This window comes from Delftia deserti, from assembly GCF_042653485.1.
In the GTDB taxonomy this organism is placed as follows: Bacteria; Pseudomonadota; Gammaproteobacteria; order Burkholderiales; family Burkholderiaceae_C; genus Comamonas; species Comamonas acidovorans.
Map to the genome: position 1 here is coordinate 117,635 of NZ_JBHSIH010000001.1, position 17,614 is coordinate 135,248.

Sequence of the window (17,614 nt, forward strand, 5' to 3'; positions counted from 1 at the left end):
GGTCACGCAGAGGAATCACTCGAATTCCAGGATCACATCGTCCACGGCCAGCGAATCGCCCTTGCTGGCGCTGATCTTGCCGACCACGCCGTCCTGCGAGGCGAACAGGATGTTCTCCATCTTCATCGCCTCGATCACCGCCAGCTTCTCGCCCGCCTGCACCTTCTGGCCCGGTTGCACGGCCACGTCCACCAGCAGCCCCGGCATGGGCGACAGCAGGAACCTGGACAGGTCCGGCGGCGCCTTGTAGGGCATGAGGCGGTGCAGTTCGCCGCCGCGCGGCGAGAGCACCAGGGCGTCGATCTGCGTGCCGTTGTGGATGACGCGCAGGGCCAGCGGGTTCCTGGCCGTGCCGCGCTCGACCTGGGCCGTGAAGGGCTTGCCGTTGCAGCTGCCCTGCACGCACATGGCACGCATGGGGGTTTCGCTGCGGAAGGTGTAGGGCTTGCCATCCACCGTGACGGTGCTGGCGCGGCTTTCGGCGTCGAAGTCCGAGACCTGCACGGCGCGGTATTGGTGCTGGCCTTCGGCGCCCAGCACGACCACGCAGTAGTCGGCCGAAACCTTGAGCTCGTGCCCCCGCATCTGGCCGCTGATGGTGGCGGCGCGTGCGCGGTAGCGGCGGTTCATGTGGCCGGCCAGGGCGACCAGGAAGTCCGGATCGCCGTGGGGCACGTCCTCGGCGTGGAAGCCGTGGGAGTAGTGCTCGGCGATGAAGCCGGTGTTGAAGTCGCCGCTCTTGAACTTGGGATGGGCCAGCAGCGCGGCCTGGAACGGGATGTTGGAGCTGATGCCCCGGATCACGAAGGCATTGAGCGCCTCGCGCATCTTGGCGATGGCGTCGTTGCGGTCGCTGCCGTGCACGATGAGCTTGGCGATCATCGAGTCGTAGAACATGGGGATCTCGCCGCCTTCGTAGACGCCCGTGTCCACGCGCACGCCATGCAGGTGGCCGGTGTCGGCCTGCCACATGGACTGCTCGGGCGGCGCAAAGCGTACCAGGCGGCCCGTGGAGGGCAGGAAGTTGCGGAACGGGTCCTCGGCATTGATGCGGCACTCGATGGCCCAGCCATTGCGCTTGACGTCTTCCTGCGCGATGGCCAGCTTCTCGCCAGCGGCCACGCGGATCATCTGCTCTACCAGGTCCAGGCCGGTGATGCACTCGGTCACCGGGTGCTCCACCTGCAGGCGGGTGTTCATTTCCAGGAAGTAGAAATCCTGGTCCTTGCCGACCACGAATTCCACCGTGCCCGCGCTCTGGTAGCCCACGGCCTTGGCCAGGGCCACGGCCTGCTCGCCCATGGCGCGGCGCGTGGCGTCGCTGATGAAGGGGGACGGCGCCTCTTCGATCACCTTCTGGTGCCGGCGCTGGATGGAGCATTCGCGCTCGTTCAGGTAGATCACGTTGCCGTGGCCGTCGCCCAGCACCTGGATCTCGATGTGGCGCGGCTCCTGCACGAACTTCTCGATGAAGATGCGGTCGTCGCCGAAGCTGTTGCGTGCCTCGTTCTGGCAGCTGGCAAAGCCCTCGAAGGCTTCCTTGTCGTTGTAGGCCACGCGCAGGCCCTTGCCGCCGCCGCCGGCGCTGGCCTTGATCATCACGGGGTAGCCGATGCCCTTGGCGATTTCCACGGCGGCCTCGGGGCCGGCAATGGGGTCGTTGTAGCCGGGGATGGTGCTCACGCCGGCCTTGTCGGCCAGCTTCTTGGAGGCGATCTTGTCGCCCATGGCCGCAATGGCCGCGTGCTTGGGGCCGATGAAGGTGATGCCCTCTTCCTCCACGCGCCGGGCGAAGGCCTCGTTCTCGGACAGGAATCCGTAGCCCGGGTGCACGGCCTGGGCGCCGGTCTGCTTGCAGGCGGCAATGATGCGGTCGGCCTGCAGGTAGGACTCGCGGCTGGGCGCGGCGCCTATGTGCACGGCCTCGTCGGCCAGCTTGACGTGGCGTGCCTCGCGGTCCGCATCGGAGTACACCGCCACGGTCTGTATGCCCATCTTGCGGGCGGTGGCGATAACGCGGCAGGCAATCTCGCCGCGGTTGGCAATCAGGATCTTCTTGAACATCTTCTTAGCCCATTCTTGGAACTAAATCATGGGAACCGGAGCTGTAGTCAGCTTCGCTGTCCCTGTTTTGCGCTTCGCCAGCACTGTCAGTAACCGGCGCGACCAAAGCGAGGGACACCGAGGAAGGGACTAGGCCGGCCGCGCCGCCCCGCACCGAGGGTGTCGTCCCCCTCCCTCGCGAAGCGAGTTAGAGAGGGGGAAGCGGCGTAGCCGCTCAGGGGGTGTTTCACAAGGGAATGTTTCCATGCTTGCGCCACGGATTTTCCAGCTGCTTGTTCTTGAGCATCTGCAGCGAGCGGCAGATGCGCTTGCGCGTCTCATGCGGCTGGATCACATCGTCGATGAAACCGCGCGCGCCTGCCACGAAGGGGTTGGCGAAACGGGCCTTGTACTCGGCCTCGCGCGCGGCCAGCTTGGAGGGGTCGTTCTTGTCCTCGCGGAAGATGATCTCCACGGCGCCCTTGGCGCCCATCACGGCGATCTCGGCATGGGGCCAGGCCAGGTTGACGTCGCCGCGCAGGTGCTTGGAGGCCATCACGTCATAGGCGCCGCCGTAGGCCTTGCGCGTGATGACGGTGATTTTCGGCACCGTGGCCTCGGCATAGGCATACAGCAGCTTGGCGCCGTGCTTGATGATGCCGCCGTACTCCTGGCTGGTGCCGGGCATGAAGCCGGGCACGTCCACGAAGGTGACCACGGGGATGTTGAAGGCATCGCAGAAACGCACGAAGCGCGCGGCCTTGATGGAGCTCTTGATGTCCAGGCAGCCGGCCAGCACCAGGGGCTGGTTGGCGACGATGCCCACGGTCTGCCCGTCCATGCGCGCGAAGCCGGTGACGATGTTCCTGGCGTAGTCGGGCTGCAGCTCGAAGAAGTCGCCATCGTCCACGGTCTTGAGGATCAGCTCCTTCATGTCGTAGGGCTTGTTGGCGTTGTCGGGCACCAGGGTGTCCAGCGACCTGTCGGCACGGTCCACGGGGTCCGAGGTGTAGCGCACCGGCGCCTTCTCGCGGTTGTTCAGCGGCAGGTAGTTGTACAGGCGGCGCAGCATCATCAGCGCCTCCACATCGTTGTCGAAGGCCATGTCGGCCACGCCGCTGCGCGTGGTGTGGGTGATGGCGCCGCCCAACTCCTCGGCCGTGACTTCCTCGTGCGTCACGGTCTTCACCACTTCGGGGCCGGTGACGAACATGTAGCTGCTGTCCTTGACCATGAAGATGAAGTCCGTCATGGCCGGCGAGTACACGGCGCCGCCCGCGCAGGGGCCCATGATCATGGAGATCTGCGGCACCACGCCGCTGGCCAGCACGTTCTTCTGGAACACGTCGGCATAGCCGCCCAGGGAGGCCACGCCCTCCTGGATGCGGGCGCCGCCCGAGTCGTTGAGGCCGATCACGGGCGCGCCGACCTTCATGGCCTGGTCCATGATCTTGCAGATCTTCTCTGCATGGGTCTCGGACAGCGCGCCGCCGAAGACGGTGAAGTCCTGGCTGAAGACGAAGACCAGGCGGCCGTTGATCATGCCGTAGCCGGTGACCACGCCGTCGCCGGGGATCTTGCTGTCTTCCATGCCGAAGTCGGTGCAGCGGTGCTCGACGAACATGTCCCATTCCTCGAAGGTGCCGTCGTCCAGCAGCAGCTCGATGCGCTCGCGCGCCGTGAGCTTGCCCTTCTTGTGCTGTGCGTCTATGCGCTTTTGGCCGCCCCCCAGGCGGGCCTGTTCGCGCTTTGTCTCCAGTTGATCCAGGATGTCTTGCATGCTGCGATTCCTCTAACGTCTAACGATACGGGTTGCTGGTGTTGTCTTGTCTGCGGTCACTGCGGCGCTGCGGCGGGGGCTGCAGCCGGTGCAGGAGCGGGTGCCATCGCGGGCCCGGCCTGCGCCTGCAGCAGAGTTCTGGCGGCCGTGCTGGCCGCGATCCGCCCTGCTGCCACGTCGGCCTGCAGCTGGGGCAGCAGCGCCCGCACCTGCGGATGCTGCCGGAAGGCCTGCTTGAGGCCGGAGTCGATGCGCTCCCACATCCAGGACAGTGCCTGGCGTTCACGGCGCAGCGCCAGGCGGCCGTTGGCCTGCTGCAGGCGGCGGAATTCCTCCACCGCGCTCCAGAAGCCGTCAACGCCCTCTTTCTTGAGCGCGCTGATGGTGATGACCTGGGGCTGCCACAGGCGTTCGTCGTGGTGGGCATGCTCGGGGTTGCCGTGCATGCCCAGCAGGCGCAGGCTGGAGGTGATCTGCGCCTGTGCGCGCGTGGCGGCATGCGGGTCGATGTCGGCCTTGTTGATGACGACCAGGTCGGCCAGCTCCATCACGCCCTTCTTGATGGCCTGCAGGTCGTCGCCCGCATTGGGCAGCTGCAGCAGGCAGAACATGTCGCACATGCCCTGCACGGCGATCTCGCTCTGGCCCACGCCCACGGTCTCGACGATGACCACATCGTAGCCAGCCGCCTCGCAGACCAGCATGGCCTCGCGGGTTTTCTCGGCCACGCCGCCCAGGGTGCCGCTGCTGGGGCTGGGGCGGATGTAGGCATCCAGGTGGACGGACAGATGCTCCATGCGCGTCTTGTCGCCGAGGATGGAGCCGCCCGACACGGTGGACGAGGGGTCGATGGCCAGCACCGCCACGCGAAGGCCGCGCGCAATCAGGAACAGGCCCAGCGTCTCGATGAAGGTGCTCTTGCCCACGCCCGGCACGCCGCTGATGCCCAGGCGGAAAGACCCGCCCGTATGCGGCAGCAGGGCCGTGAGCAGCACATCGGCCGCCGCACGGTGATCGGCGCGCGTGGATTCCAGCAGGGTGATGGCCTTGGCCATGGCCCGGCGCTGAACGGCGGGGTTGCCGTTCAGGATGCCGTCTTGCATTTGCTCGGGAGTCACTGCGGCGGCTCAGAGGCTGTTGGCCTGGCGGATCTGTTCGAGCACATCCTTGGCGCTGGCGGGGATGGGTGTGCCCGGACCATAGACGCCCTTGACGCCGGCGTTGTAGAGGAAGTCGTAGTCCTGCGCGGGAATCACGCCGCCCACGAAGACGATGATGTCGTCCGCGCCCTGGCGGCGCAGCTCCTCGATGATGGCCGGCACCAGGGTCTTGTGGCCGGCTGCCAGCGTGGACACGCCCACGGCGTGCACGTCGTTCTCGATGGCCTGGCGCGCGCATTCCTCGGGCGTCTGGAACAGCGGTCCCATGTCCACGTCGAAGCCCAGGTCGGCAAAGGCCGTGGCCACCACCTTGGCGCCGCGGTCATGGCCGTCCTGGCCGAGCTTGGCGATCATCACGCGCGGGCGGCGGCCCAGTTGCTCGGACGATGCATCGATCTCGCCCTTGAGCTTTTCCCAGCCCTCGGCCGAGTCGTAGGCTGCTGCATACACGCCGGTCACCTTCTGCGTATCGGCGCGGTGGCGCCCGAAAACCTTCTCCAGTGCATCCGAGACCTCACCCACCGTGGCGCGCAGGCGCACGGCCTGGATGGCCAGGTCCAGCAGGTTGCCCTCGCCGCTTTCGGCGGCCTGGGTCAGCGCCTGCAGGGCGGCCTCGACCTCGGCCGCATCGCGGCTGGCCTTGATCTGGTTCAGGCGTGCGATCTGGCTGTCGCGCACCTTGACGTTGTCCACCTCGAGGATGTCGATGGCGTCTTCCTTGGCCAGCTTGTACTTGTTGACGCCGACGATGACGTCCTTGCCCGAGTCGATGCGCGCCTGCTTCTCGGCGGCGGCGGCCTCGATCTTGAGCTTGGCCCAGCCCGAATCCACGGCGGCCGTCATGCCGCCCATGGCCTCGACCTCCTCGATGATCTTCCAGGCGGCGTCGGCCATGTCCTGGGTCAGCTTTTCCATCATGTAGCTGCCGGCCCAGGGGTCGATCACATTGGTGATGTGGGTCTCTTCCTGGATGATCAGCTGCGTGTTGCGCGCAATGCGGGCCGAGAACTCGGTGGGCAGCGCAATGGCTTCGTCGAAACTGTTGGTGTGCAGGCTCTGCGTGCCGCCGAAGACGGCGGCCATGGCCTCGATGGTGGTGCGCACCACGTTGTTGTAGGGGTCCTGCTCGGTCAGCGACCAGCCCGAAGTCTGGCAGTGCGTGCGCAGCATCAGGCTCTTGGCCTTCTTGGCGCCGAAGCCCTTCATGATGCGGCACCACAGCAGGCGGGCCGCGCGCATCTTGGCGATCTCCAGGTAGAAATTCATGCCGATGGCCCAGAAGAAGGACAGCCGGCCCGCGAAATCGTCCACATCCATGCCCTTGGCCGTGGCGGTCTTGACGTACTCCTTGCCGTCGGCCAGCGTGAAGGCCAGTTCCAGCGCCTGGTTGGCGCCCGCCTCCTGCATGTGGTAGCCCGAGATCGAGATCGAGTTGAACTTGGGCATGTTCTTGCTCGTGTACTCGATGATGTCGCCGATGATGCGCATCGACGGCTGGGGCGGGTAGATATAGGTGTTGCGGACCATGAACTCCTTGAGGATGTCGTTCTGTATGGTCCCCGACAGCTGGTCCTGGGCCACGCCCTGCTCCTCGGCCGCCACCACGTAGCCGGCCAGCACGGGCAGCACGGCGCCGTTCATGGTCATGGACACGCTGATCTTGTCCAGCGGGATCTGGTCGAACAGCACCTTCATGTCCTCGACCGAATCGATGGCCACGCCGGCCTTGCCCACGTCGCCCGTGACGCGCGGATGGTCGCTGTCGTAGCCCCGGTGCGTGGCCAGGTCGAAGGCCACCGACACGCCCTGCCCGCCGGCGGCCAGCGCCTTGCGGTAGAAGGCGTTGGACTCCTCGGCCGTTGAAAAGCCCGCGTACTGGCGAATGGTCCAGGGCCGGCCCGCGTACATGGTGGCCTGCGGGCCGCGGATGTAGGGCTCGAAGCCTGGCAGGCTATCCGTATGGGGCAGGTTGGCCGTGTCTGCAGCCGTGTACAGCGGCTTGACGTCGATGCCGTCGGGCGTGGTCCAGTGCAGTGCCTGGATGTCGCCCCCGGGAGCGGCCTTGGCGGCCGCCTGGGCCCATTTCTGCAGGTCGGCAGTTGCGAATTCCTGGCCGTTCTGCGCTGTCGGATGGTCTTGTCTCATGTTCTCAGGCTCGTGAATGACAGGTGCCCTTGAGGGCATGCCCCAGAGCTGCCGCAGTTTACATCATTCATAATTATTCATTCAAAATATCTTTGCCGATACAATCCGGGCCACATGTCGACAAACACCCTCACTCCCCGTGCGCTCTACGAACAGGTGGCCGAGAAGCTGCGCCTGCGCATCTTCGAGCATGAGCTGGCACCCGGTGACTGGATCGACGAACTGAAGATTGCCGAGGAATACGGCATCAGCCGCACCCCGCTGCGCGAGGCCCTGAAGGTGCTGGCCGCCGAGGGCCTGGTCACCATGAAGGTGCGCCGCGGCGCCTATGTGACCGAGGTGTCGTCCAAGGACATTGCCGATGTCTACCACCTGCTGAGCCTGCTGGAATCCGATGCCGTGCAGGTGGTGGCCGACTCGGGCAGCGACGAAGAGCTTGCCGCCCTGCAGCAGACCCACGAGGAACTCAAGGCGCAGACGCGCGATGCAGACCGCTTCTTCGAACTCAACGAGAGCTTTCACATGCAGCTGCTGCAGATCGCCGACAACCGCTGGCGCAACCAGCTGGTGGCCGATCTGCGCAAGGTGATGAAGCTCAACCGGCACAAGTCGCTGTTCAAGCAGGGCCGCATCGAGGATTCGCTGGCCGAGCACGAGACCGTCATGCAGGCCCTGCTGCGCCGCGATGGCGCTGCAGCGGCCCAGGCCATGCGTCAGCATTTCCAGAACGGCCTGGCTGCGGCGTCCTGAAGCCTGCCGTTCGGCGCCACTGCACAGCCGGCACCATCTGGCGCGGCCATGTCGCGCAGGCGGCCGCCCCGTCTGGAATCGGGCCCGGTGTGCAACGGTGGCGACGTAGGCAGACATGCGGCTCCTGGTTGGTTTCAGAGTGGACACACGAAAACGCTGCAGTGCAGCATAAACGCGTGCGCCGCACCCTCTCATATCCGAAGCTGACGCCAGGGCCTGCGGAAAGCCCCGGCTATCATCAGCGGCTACATCCACTTCGGCCTGCACCCTCCTCGCATGAGCATCCAAGACCCAGCCCGCGCCCCTTCCCTGGCCATGAGCCTGCCAGCCGATGCCACCATGGCCACGGCCTCGACCCTGGTGGAAATGCTGGCCCTGCGCGTGCAGCAGACGCCTGCAGGCGAGGCCTACCGGGCCTATGACGAGAATGTGCGCAGCTGGAAGACGCTGAACTGGGCACAGGCCGGCGAGCGTGTGGCCCTCTGGGCGCAGGCGCTGGCCGCGCAGGAGCTGCCGGCAGGATCGCGCATCGCCATCTTGCTGCCCAACGGGCTGGACGCCATGTCCATCGACCTGGCCAGCCTGCGCTGCGGCCATGTGCCCGTGCCGCTGCACGCCATAGACAACGCGGGCAGCATTGCCTACATCCTGGCCAACGCCCAGGTGTCCATGCTGTTCGTGGCACAGCAATCCACTTGGGACAAGATCTGCGCCACGGGCCAGGCCCTGCCTGCGCTGCGCAAGGTGGTCGTGGCGTCGGCCAAGCCGGCTTCCCGGGCCGCAGAGCCTGAAACCGAAGGCGATGCCGCCGTCCTGGATGCCCTGAGCCGGATCCCCGTGCAGCCACTGGCCCGATGGCTGGCTGAAGGCGGCGCAGTCCCCCTGCCCCCGCCCCCGTCTGCCGAGGACCTGGCCGCCGTCGTCTACACCTCGGGCACCACGGGCAAGCCCAAGGGCGTGATGCTCACGCACCGCAACGTGGTCTCCAACGTGCAGGCGGTGATGCAACGGCTGCAGCCGCGCAGCGATGATGTTTTCCTCTCCTTCCTGCCGCTGTCGCACACCTTCGAGCGCACGGCTGGCTACTACCTGGCGCTGGCCGTGGGCGCCTGCGTGGCCTATGCGCGCTCGGTGGCCCAGCTGGCCGAGGATCTCAAGACCCAGCGCCCCACGGTGCTGGTGTCCGTGCCACGCATCTACGAGCGCGTGCACGCCAAGGTCATGGAGACGCTGGCCAGTGCACCGCTCAAGGCCCAACTTTTCGAACTGGCCCAGGCCAGGGGCTGGCAGCGCTTTTGTGAAGCACAAGGCATTGCCGATGCGCAAGCGCCCCAGCCCGAAGTGCCGGGCTGGATGCAATGGCTGCCCTGGCCGGTGCTCAACCACCTGGTGGCCAAGCCGCTGCTGGCCCAGTTCGGTGGCCGCGTGCGCGTGGCCGTCAGCGGCGGCGCGCCGCTGTCACCCACGATTGCGCGCTGTTTTCTGGGCCTGGGCCTGCCGCTGATCCAGGGCTATGGAATGACGGAAACCTCGCCCGTGGTCTGTGCCAACACGCTGGAGGACAACCACCCCGCCACCGTGGGCCGCGCCCTGCCCGGCGTGGACGTGCGCATTGGCGAGAACCGGGAGCTGCAGGTGCGCGGCCCCTGCGTGATGCGCGGCTATTGGGAGCGCCCCGAAGACACGGCCAAGACCTTCACCGACGACGGCTGGCTGCGCACGGGCGACCAGGCCGTGATCGAGGACGGGCGCGTGCGCATACAGGGACGCATCAAGGAAATCATCGTCACCTCCACCGGCGAAAAGATTCCACCGGCCGACCTGGAGCTGGCCATTACCGGCGACCCGTTCTTCACCCAGGTCTTTGTGGTGGGCGAAGACCGCCCTTTCATCGCCGCCGTGGCTGTGATCGAGCGCGGCGAATGGCAGGCCATGGCCCGGCGCCTGGGCCTGGATCCCGAAGACCCCAAGAGCCTGAACCACTCCGCCGCCGAACGCGAGGCACTGGCCCGCATCGAAAAGCAGGTGGCCAGCTTTGCCCGCTATGCCGTGCCACGCGCCGTGCATCTGGAGCTGGAGCCCTGGACCATAGAAAACGGGCTGATGACCCCTACGTTGAAGCTCAAGCGGAACAACCTGATGGCGCGGTTCGAGTCGCAGATCGCCGCCATGTACACCAAGCCTGCCGAGCGCTGGCAAGGCCGCAACAGCGCGGGTTGCCCCCCTGTTCCTGACAAGCAGCCGCCGCTCGAAACGGCGGCTTTTTCTATTCTTGAAATGAATTCAATTTATGTAAGTTACATTGAATTGATCAAAAAGGAAGGAAGAGCGCTCTGCGCACGCTCTTCCCGGGTCTGCTTCAAGCGGCTGCCAATGTCAGGCCGGGGCTCGGCATGCCGTTCTCCTTCACCGAGCTGATCTGGAACGTGGCCACCGCCTGTGCCAGCACCCGCGCCTGCCGTTCCAGGCTGGCCGCGGCGGCAGCCGACTCTTCCACCAGGGCGGCATTCTGCTGCGTGACCTGGTCCATCTGGGAGACGGCCTGGCTGATCTGCCCCAGGCCGCCGCTTTGCTCCACGCTGGAGGCAGAGATGGCCTCGATCAGCGACGCCACCTCGCGCACCTGGGCTTCAATGGCATCCATGGCCTTGCCGGCCTCCCGGACCTGGTTGCCGCCTGTTCTCACCTTGTCAGTGGATGCCGTGATCAATGCCTTGATTTCCCGCGCCGCTGCGGCGCTGCGCTGGGCCAGGGAGCGCACTTCCCCGGCCACCACGGCAAAGCCCCTGCCCTGCTCGCCTGCCCGCGCGGCCTCCACCGCTGCATTGAGCGCCAGGATATTGGTCTGGAAGGCGATGGAGTCGATCACGCCCGTGATCTCGGCAATCTTTGCGCTGCTGGCAGAGATTTCGTCCATGGTGCCGATGACCCTGGCGACCGCGCCGCCGCCCACACCGGCCACCTCCTTGGCACGCACGGCCAGGGCACTGGCCTGCCGCGCGTTCTCGGAACTCTGGCCCACGTTGCCGGCCAGTTGCTCCATGGACGCCGCCGTTTCCTGCAGGCTGGAGGCCTGGTGCTCGGTGCGGCTGCTCAAATCCTGGTTGCCGGCAGCAATCTGGCTGGACGCCGTGGTCACCGACTCCACCCCGCGCCGCACATCGCCAACGATGTTTGCCAGCGACTCGCGCATGGCGCTCATGGAGCGCAGCAGATCGCCGACCTCATCACGCCCTGCGGCCTGGATCTCGGAAGCCAGGTCGCCCTGCTCGATGTGCCGGGCCACTTCCACCGCAGACTTCAAGGGAAGGGTGATGGAGCGCGTGACCGCATAGCCCAGCGCCACGGCCAGGATGACAGCGGCCGCCACAAAGCCGTAGATCAGCATCTGCGACTGCCCAAGGACCTGCCTGGAGTCTGCAAATACATCCTCGGACGCCTTGAGCTGCAGCTCGACCAGCTCGCCGATCTTGGCGCTGATGGGGTCGATGCTGGCATACAGCGCACCGTCGAACTCATCCAGGCTGCCGGCCTTCTTGCCGTCCAGCTGCTTGAGGCGCTGCAGCAGTTTGTCGATGCTCTGGTTGGCAGGCGCGAACAGTGCCTGGGCCTGCTTGGCCAGCACGGCCTCCTGCGCTGTGAGCTGGGTGGACGAGTAGCTGCGCCAGGCGGCCTCGATCACGGGCAGCGTGCCCGAGATGCTGGCCGATGCCTCCTGCGCCGTGATCAGGCCCGCATTCGCCTTGTTGACCGTGTCTATGACGTTGACGGCATAGGCATCCGCAATCTGCTTGAGCTGCTTGAGTGGAACCACACGGTCCTGGTACAGGGTCTCCGTGCCCGAGAACACATGGCCCAGCGCCCTTGCGCCAACGCCCCCCACGGCCATCAGGCAGACCAGCAGGACAAGAAAGACGGCAGTAAGCCGGGTACCGATACGCACATCGCTGAGTTTTTTCATCGCAGAACCTCTGGCCCAGTGCTGCCGTCGGTATAGGCCATCGCTATCGCATCCAGGCAGTCACATTAGCAGCCTTATCGGTAGCGGCGGCCGGTTACTTGAGAGACAAAACTCAATAAGTCCCGGGAGATGTGTAAAGACACCCGCCACAGTGCGGATGCCCAGCCTCTGCCCTCAGCCCCGTTGCCAAGCCAACCCATCCAAAGCGTAGCAAATCCGCACATGTAAGTTACATCAAGATCATCAAAAAAATGGCCCGTGAAGCACGTGCCATTTCCATTCAGACGTAGACGTTGACCACGCCACCCGGTCCGGGCGCCTTGTTGCTCTTCGGCTGGGACTGCGACTTGGCTTCGGCCGCCTGCTGCTGCTCTCGCTGCTTGTCGATCTGGGCCTGCTGCCTGGCGCGCATCAGCGCCTCGATCTGGCTTTGCACCATCATGATCTGCGACTGCAGCAGCTTGGCCTTCGTCTGCTTGGCCTTGGCGTCGATGTTCTCGGAAGACACTTCCTTGAGCGCCTGCTGCAGTTCCTTGAGCTTGCGCTGCAACGCAGCGATGTCATTGCCGCCGGACGATGAAGCGGCTCCCGAGGCGGAAGCCGATGTGGAGGATGAGACTTGCATGCCCCGTACATCGACCACTGGCGCGCGAACTGAAGGCCCCAAAATACCCCGCCCCGCCCGCAGTCACCCCAGCCAATGCCGCAGCGCTGCCGCCGATCCAATGCCGATCAGCACCGTGGGAAGGATGGGCAGCCGGCTCGCCGCCACCATCGTCACCCCCAGGGCCAGCAGATCCGCAGGACGCTCGGACACAAACGCCGGGGCAATCACCGAGATCAGCACGCAGCCCGGCAGGCTTTCCATCACGTACTGCATGCGCGGGCTCAGCGTGCGCCCGCGCAGCAGCAGGTAGCCGATCACCCGCGTGAAATAAGTGCTGCACGCCATGAGCACCAGCGTCAGCAAGGTTGTGGCTTCCATCGCTCAGCTCCTGGGTGCCAGCAAGGCCGCGCAGATCAGGCCCGAAACGGCGCCGGCCGCCACATACCAGGCGCCAGGCACCAGCTTGTAGACCAGGGCCGCCGTCACAAGGCTCACCAGCCAGGGGCGGCAGGGCCGAATCCCCTTCCACATGCCACGCAGCAGCACCAGAAACACGGCGGTGAACGCCATGTCGAACCCATATTGCTCCAGGTCGCCAATGCGCGGTCCCAGAAACGCACCGGCCGCCGTGCACGACACCCAGGCCATGTACAGGCCTGCCGACACGCCCATGTAGTAAGGCAGGCTCACACGCCGGGCGGCACTGCGCTGCGCGTCCGCCAGGGCCAGTGCCCAGCTTTCGTCGCACATGAAGAACAGTGCCGGCAGCGCACGGCGCCTGGGCAGATGGCGCAGATAGGGCGCCAGCGCCGCGCCCATCAGGATGTGCCGGCAATTGACCAGGAAGGACATTGCGACGATCAGCAGCACATGCGGCGGCGACGTCCACAGCCGTATGGCCGTGAACTCCGAGCCGCCGCCGAAGTTCATGCCGGTCATCAGAGGAACCTCCAGCGGAGCCAGCCCTTTCTGCACGGCCTGCGCACCCAGCACCAGGGCAAAGGGCACAAAGCCCAGCATCACGGGAATCGCGTCCCTGAAGCCGCGCAGGGCCTCGGAACTGCGGGAGACGGAATCTGCCGAAACGGCAGCGGGGGAAAGTGGGATGGATGAGTTCATGGAGAGCGGCGATTGTCTGCCTGTGCAGCTGGAATTTGCTGCCGATTCATGCCTTCACCAGCCATTTCACGGCTGTTCATGCCGATCTGTGAGAGAAACCCAGAACAATCTGCCGCACACATGCCGCTCAACCCATTTCCATGGCTGGCGGCGCTCCGCAGATGGCCGCGCTTGCACCCCAGGCATTTCACGAAAGCCGACAGCCATTGGCTCCCGCCATGCTGCAGTGCGTCGCAAACGGCTGTGCCGGCCAGGGCGGCGGCGGGACCATGAAGCCCTCATCACTTCGCTTCACCTGAAAGGTTCCCCATGCGCACTTCCCGCTTCATCGCCCTGACTGCCCTCAGCCTGGGCCTGGCCGGCACCGCCCTCGCCCAGGACGCCGCGCCCTCCTCCACCGCTGCCCCCACCGACCTCAGCCGCGCCCAGGTGCTGGCCGACCTGGAAATGTGGCACCGCGCCGGACTCACCTATGTCTCGGACCGCGAGATCGACGTCCGCTCCACCGAATACCAGCGCGGCCTGGAGCGCTACCAGCAACTGCGCGCCAGCCCTGCCTACCCTGAGGCCGTGGCAAGGCTGGAGAAGGGGCATGCGGTGGCTCAAGACAAGTGAGCGTTGGGGTGACGCGAGGCGCGAGATACTGTGCAATTTCCGCACCTACGGGCATAGCCCCTCACCCCATGAACATCCGCATAGTCAAAGGCGACCTTCTGGACCAGGACGTTGAAGTCATCGTCAACTCATGGAATAGAAACATCATTCCCTGGTGGCTGTTGATCCCCCAAGGCGTGTCCGGCGCAATCAAGCGCAAGGGTGGACTGCAGCCATTCCTGGAAGTTGCGCGGGCCGGCCCCATTCCTCTGGGCGATGCCGTCCTGACATCTGCCGGCAGACTGCCCTTCAAAGGCATCATCCATGTGGCGGGTATCAATCTTCTTTGGAGGGCGTCACAACTCTCCATTGAGAAGTCCACACAGTCGGCCCTTCAACTCGTCAACGATCACGGCTTCAAATCCGTAGCCTTTCCCCTCATCGGTTGCGGATCTGGAGGCTTCAATGAAGACACTGCCATCCGCATCATGGAGAACACCATTGCCCAAGTCGAAACGAAGGCAGCGGTTGTGCTGGTCGTTTTTGGCAAGGCACGATAGTTGTTGTAACGGTCAAAGCTCGGATACCGCAGGTCGAACTTCACCGCCTGCGCATAGCTGGGGCCGCTCACCGTCCGGCCGTAGCCACGGTCGCCCGGGGAGGGACGCACATCCCCGAACCCCGAGATCAACCACTGCCAGGCCACCTGCCCCTGCTGGTTGGTCAGGTGCTGTCGCGTGTTCAAGTAGTCGGTGTGACTGGCATATAGGCTGGCTTACCAACAGCAAGTCTTCATTGATAGTTTTGAACGGCGCTGTTGCATAACCCGATCTGAGGTCGAGCTTCCCCTTGCCCCAGACGGAATTAAGCCACGCGCAGGGTTCGGGGCGTGCCCAGGCTGGTGAACCTGTTGAGGATGGAGGCTCGCACCTGCAGTTCCGTGACCTGCCGGTCGAAGTCGCGCGCCATCACCCGCTCCCCCGGTCGTTCGTCGTGCGGTACTTCGCCCGTGCAGGCCTGCTCATGGCCCAAGCCTACCAAGAACCCGGGGGGCACCACTGTCTCGGCCGACTTATGCAACAACGCCAAGGAGAACACTCCTTGCAAGCTCGTCCAAAGCAATCAAGAGTTCCGGCGACCTTGAAAACCCTTGTCCTGACCATGCTACCTGTATGCCACGCATCCAACCCATGTTTCTGCAATAATTGCCTCGACAATCATTGCGCAGTCAACTATTTCACCCGCAGACACCATGACCCAGCCACCCCTGCCCAACGGCCTGCAGCCCTCGGACTTCTACAGCCCAGGCAGCTACACGCCCTTCGAGAGCGTGGGGTTCCTCATGCGCAAGGTGCTCAGCTCCATCCTCCAGCAGGCCGATGCGCAACTGGCCGAGCATGAGTTGACCTATGTGCAGTGGCTGCCGCTGTACAAGCTGCTGCTGTGCAGCGACGCCACGAATGCCGGCATGGCACGTGACCTGGGGCTGGATCCGGCCTCCATCACGCGGGCGCTGGACCGGCTGGAGTCCAAGGGCATGCTGCGGCGCGAGCGCTCCACGGTGGACCGGCGCGTGGTCAAGCTGGTGCTGACCGATGAAGGCCGCGCCATGGCGGCCAAGGTGCCGCAGGTGCTGTCCAGCGTGATGAATGCCCATATGGCCGGCTTCAGCCATGACGAGTCGCGCCAGCTGCTGGACATGTTGCGCCGCCTGCTGGCCAACGGCGATGCGATGCGCGCGCCGGAAGCTGCGCCGCCGGCCCCTGCGCCTGCCACGCCCGTCGGCTGACAGCGCCAGCCCCCTTTTCCGCCCCGGTTTCCGATTTGCTATTTCCTGATTCTTGACCCCCAACAGGCAGACCACCATGCCCAAATCCTTTGTTTCCGTGTCCGCCGCGCCCCGCCGCGTGGCCGCCGCAGCGGCTACCCTGTGCGCCGCGCTGGCCCTGGCCGGTTGTGCTTCCCAGGGCCCGGCCCATGAGCCGCTGGCCCGGCTGGGCGCCGCCGACCTGGGTCTGACGGCCCAGTCCGAGACAGGCGCCAACACCAGCCTGCCCGCCGCCGATTGGTGGAAGTCCCTGGGTGATGCCCAGCTGGACGGCCTGATCGCCCAGGCGCTGCAGGGCAGCCCCAGCCTGGCCATGAGCCGCGCCCGCTTCGACAAGGCCGCCGCCCTGGCCACGGCCACCAGCACGGCCACCGATGTGCGCGGCACGCTCGGCGTCGATGCCACGCGCCAGCACTACAGCGCCAATGGCCTGGTGCCCGCACCCATTGCAGGCCATACCTACAACACCGGCAACCTGCAGGCCGGCCTGAGCTGGACACCGGATTTCTTTGGCCGCCATGCCGCCGACCTGCAGGCTGCCCTGGGCCAGGCCCGTGCCGCCCAGGCCGACAGCGCCGCCGCCGCCAACCAGCTCGCCGCCCAGGTGGCGCGCAGCTATGTGGCGCTGGCTCGCCTGATTGCCCAAAAGGATGTGGCTGGCCGCACGCTGACCCAGCGCCAGTCGCTGCTGGACCTGAGCCAGCAGCGCACGCGCGCCGGGCTGGACAGCCAGGTGGAGCTGACCCAGGCCCAGGCCGGCCTGCCCGATGCCGGCACCCAGATCGAGATGCTGGACGAGCAGATCACGCTGGCGCGCCGCACCATCGCCGTGCTCTGCGGGCAGGCGCCCGAGGCGCAGCTGCAGCTGTCGCCCCGTCTGGCCGCGCTGCAGATCCAGGCCATGCCCGGCCAGTTGGGTGCCGATCTGCTGGGCCGCCGCCCCGATGTGGTGGCCGCGCGCTGGCGCGTGGAGTCGGCAACGCAGGGCATAGAGAGCGCGCGGGCGGATTTCTACCCCGATATCAATCTCACGGCCTTCATCGGCCTCAATGCCATCGGCCTGGACAACCTGTTCAAGGGCAGCTCGCGCCAGATGGGCATCACGCCCGCGCTGCGCCTGCCCCTGTTCGACGGCAAGCGCCTGCGCGCCCAGTTGCGCGGCACGCAGGCCGACCTGGACACCGCCATCGCCCAGTACAACGGCGTGGTGCTCGATGCGGTCAAGGAAGCGGGCGACGCCATCACTTCCGTGCAATCGCTGGTGCGCCAACAGCAGCTGCAGGCCGAGTCGCTGGAGAAGGCCGAACGCGCCTACGACTTTGCCGTGCAGCGCTACAAGGCGGGCCTGGCCAGCCAGGTGACGGTGCTGAACACCGAAACCCAGGTGATCACCCAGCGCCGCCTGGACGTGGACCTGCGCGCCCGCGCGCTGGACACGCGCGTGTCGCTGATGAAGGCGCTGGGCGGCGGCTGGACCGATGGCACGGCTGCCGTGCAGGTCAGCCAGCACTGAGATCGCAACCCGCACAGGAATCCACCGCACTCTTGACCCTCCACCGGGCAGACCGCCAGCCAGCGTGACAGACCGCCAGCTCCCTGCCCCGGCCGCACAACCACATTCACAGAT

The 17,614-nt window shown here is 65.8% G+C and carries 14 protein-coding genes and 1 pseudogene; 6 read left to right on the forward strand and 9 right to left on the reverse strand.

What is annotated here, in order from left to right:
* Positions 1–15: 15 nt before the first annotated feature.
* From accC to scpA, 4 genes are all read right to left on the reverse strand, one after another.
* On the reverse strand, positions 16–2,064 hold the full coding sequence (accC, locus tag ACFPFG_RS00570) for an acetyl-CoA carboxylase biotin carboxylase subunit (protein WP_312376623.1): 2,049 nt from the start codon (positions 2,062–2,064) through the stop codon (positions 16–18).
* Between the two features lie 226 nt (positions 2,065–2,290).
* The gene (locus tag ACFPFG_RS00575) at positions 2,291–3,823 is read right to left on the reverse strand and encodes an acyl-CoA carboxylase subunit beta (RefSeq protein ID WP_183018053.1); all 1,533 of its coding nucleotides are present in this window, start codon (positions 3,821–3,823) and stop codon (positions 2,291–2,293) included.
* A gap of 56 nt (positions 3,824–3,879) precedes the next feature.
* Positions 3,880–4,941, reverse strand: coding sequence for a methylmalonyl Co-A mutase-associated GTPase MeaB (gene meaB, locus ACFPFG_RS00580; RefSeq protein WP_197956270.1), 1,062 nt, complete (start codon positions 4,939–4,941; stop codon positions 3,880–3,882).
* Between the two features lie 9 nt (positions 4,942–4,950).
* Positions 4,951–7,128, reverse strand: a complete 2,178-nt coding sequence (scpA, locus tag ACFPFG_RS00585) for a methylmalonyl-CoA mutase (RefSeq protein WP_380104390.1) — start codon at positions 7,126–7,128, stop codon at positions 4,951–4,953.
* A gap of 114 nt (positions 7,129–7,242) precedes the next feature.
* On the opposite strand from scpA, the gene ACFPFG_RS00590 reads away from it, so the two are divergent.
* Both ACFPFG_RS00590 and ACFPFG_RS00595 read left to right on the forward strand, forming a co-directional pair.
* The gene (locus ACFPFG_RS00590; RefSeq protein WP_183018051.1) at positions 7,243–7,878 is read left to right on the forward strand and encodes a GntR family transcriptional regulator; all 636 of its coding nucleotides are present in this window, start codon (positions 7,243–7,245) and stop codon (positions 7,876–7,878) included.
* Positions 7,879–8,154: 276 nt separating this feature from the next.
* Positions 8,155–10,296 (forward strand): AMP-dependent synthetase/ligase, encoded by a 2,142-nt coding sequence (locus tag ACFPFG_RS00595; protein ID WP_380104393.1) that lies wholly within the window; start codon positions 8,155–8,157, stop codon positions 10,294–10,296.
* Here the strand turns inward: ACFPFG_RS00595 and ACFPFG_RS00600 are convergent.
* From ACFPFG_RS00600 to ACFPFG_RS00615, 4 genes are all read right to left on the reverse strand, one after another.
* Entirely contained in the window at positions 10,238–11,839 is a 1,602-nt protein-coding gene (locus tag ACFPFG_RS00600) for a methyl-accepting chemotaxis protein (protein ID WP_183018049.1), read from the reverse strand. The two genes, ACFPFG_RS00595 and ACFPFG_RS00600, sit on opposite strands and share 59 nt — an antisense overlap.
* A gap of 280 nt (positions 11,840–12,119) precedes the next feature.
* A complete protein-coding gene (locus ACFPFG_RS00605) occupies positions 12,120–12,464 on the reverse strand; it encodes a FlxA-like family protein (protein ID WP_183018048.1) in 345 nt (114 codons plus the stop codon).
* 63 nt (positions 12,465–12,527) lie between these two features.
* Entirely contained in the window at positions 12,528–12,824 is a 297-nt protein-coding gene (locus ACFPFG_RS00610; protein WP_183018047.1) for an AzlD family protein, read from the reverse strand.
* 3 nt (positions 12,825–12,827) lie between these two features.
* Positions 12,828–13,565, reverse strand: a complete 738-nt coding sequence (locus tag ACFPFG_RS00615) for an AzlC family ABC transporter permease (RefSeq protein ID WP_183018046.1) — start codon at positions 13,563–13,565, stop codon at positions 12,828–12,830.
* Between the two features lie 309 nt (positions 13,566–13,874).
* On the opposite strand from ACFPFG_RS00615, the gene ACFPFG_RS00620 reads away from it, so the two are divergent.
* Positions 13,875–14,180: a DUF4148 domain-containing protein gene (locus tag ACFPFG_RS00620; RefSeq protein WP_183018045.1), complete on the forward strand. Its 306-nt coding sequence runs from the start codon at positions 13,875–13,877 to the stop codon at positions 14,178–14,180.
* 68 nt (positions 14,181–14,248) lie between these two features.
* Positions 14,249–14,719, forward strand: coding sequence for a macro domain-containing protein (locus ACFPFG_RS00625; RefSeq protein ID WP_183018044.1), 471 nt, complete (start codon positions 14,249–14,251; stop codon positions 14,717–14,719).
* A 304-nt stretch (positions 14,720–15,023) separates the two neighbouring features.
* On the opposite strand, the pseudogene ACFPFG_RS00630 reads toward ACFPFG_RS00625, so the two are convergent.
* Positions 15,024–15,140, reverse strand: a pseudogene (locus ACFPFG_RS00630) (IS5/IS1182 family transposase); the annotation flags it as partial.
* Between the two features lie 271 nt (positions 15,141–15,411).
* Here ACFPFG_RS00630 and ACFPFG_RS00635 point away from each other — a divergent pair.
* Together ACFPFG_RS00635 and ACFPFG_RS00640 are read left to right on the forward strand one after the other, a co-directional pair.
* Positions 15,412–15,948, forward strand: coding sequence for a MarR family winged helix-turn-helix transcriptional regulator (locus ACFPFG_RS00635; protein WP_043791990.1), 537 nt, complete (start codon positions 15,412–15,414; stop codon positions 15,946–15,948).
* Between the two features lie 76 nt (positions 15,949–16,024).
* Positions 16,025–17,500 carry an efflux transporter outer membrane subunit gene (locus ACFPFG_RS00640; protein WP_197956274.1) on the forward strand — a complete coding sequence of 492 codons (1,476 nt, stop codon included), beginning with the start codon at positions 16,025–16,027 and terminating at the stop codon, positions 17,498–17,500.
* The last annotated feature ends 114 nt before the right edge of the window (positions 17,501–17,614 follow it).

Coding starts and splice junctions, on each gene's coding strand:
- ACFPFG_RS00640 (WP_197956274.1), top strand. CDS start 16,025: ATGCCCAAATCCTTTGTTTCCGTGTCCGCCGCGCCCCGCCGCGTGGCC.
- ACFPFG_RS00615 (WP_183018046.1), bottom strand. CDS start 13,565: ATGAACTCATCCATCCCACTTTCCCCCGCTGCCGTTTCGGCAGATTCC.
- ACFPFG_RS00600 (WP_183018049.1), bottom strand. CDS start 11,839: ATGAAAAAACTCAGCGATGTGCGTATCGGTACCCGGCTTACTGCCGTC.
- ACFPFG_RS00635 (WP_043791990.1), top strand. CDS start 15,412: ATGACCCAGCCACCCCTGCCCAACGGCCTGCAGCCCTCGGACTTCTAC.
- ACFPFG_RS00595 (WP_380104393.1), top strand. CDS start 8,155: ATGAGCATCCAAGACCCAGCCCGCGCCCCTTCCCTGGCCATGAGCCTG.
- ACFPFG_RS00605 (WP_183018048.1), bottom strand. CDS start 12,464: ATGCAAGTCTCATCCTCCACATCGGCTTCCGCCTCGGGAGCCGCTTCA.
- ACFPFG_RS00575 (WP_183018053.1), bottom strand. CDS start 3,823: ATGCAAGACATCCTGGATCAACTGGAGACAAAGCGCGAACAGGCCCGC.
- ACFPFG_RS00625 (WP_183018044.1), top strand. CDS start 14,249: ATGAACATCCGCATAGTCAAAGGCGACCTTCTGGACCAGGACGTTGAA.
- accC (WP_312376623.1), bottom strand. CDS start 2,064: ATGTTCAAGAAGATCCTGATTGCCAACCGCGGCGAGATTGCCTGCCGC.
- ACFPFG_RS00590 (WP_183018051.1), top strand. CDS start 7,243: ATGTCGACAAACACCCTCACTCCCCGTGCGCTCTACGAACAGGTGGCC.
- scpA (WP_380104390.1), bottom strand. CDS start 7,128: ATGAGACAAGACCATCCGACAGCGCAGAACGGCCAGGAATTCGCAACT.
- ACFPFG_RS00610 (WP_183018047.1), bottom strand. CDS start 12,824: ATGGAAGCCACAACCTTGCTGACGCTGGTGCTCATGGCGTGCAGCACT.
- ACFPFG_RS00620 (WP_183018045.1), top strand. CDS start 13,875: ATGCGCACTTCCCGCTTCATCGCCCTGACTGCCCTCAGCCTGGGCCTG.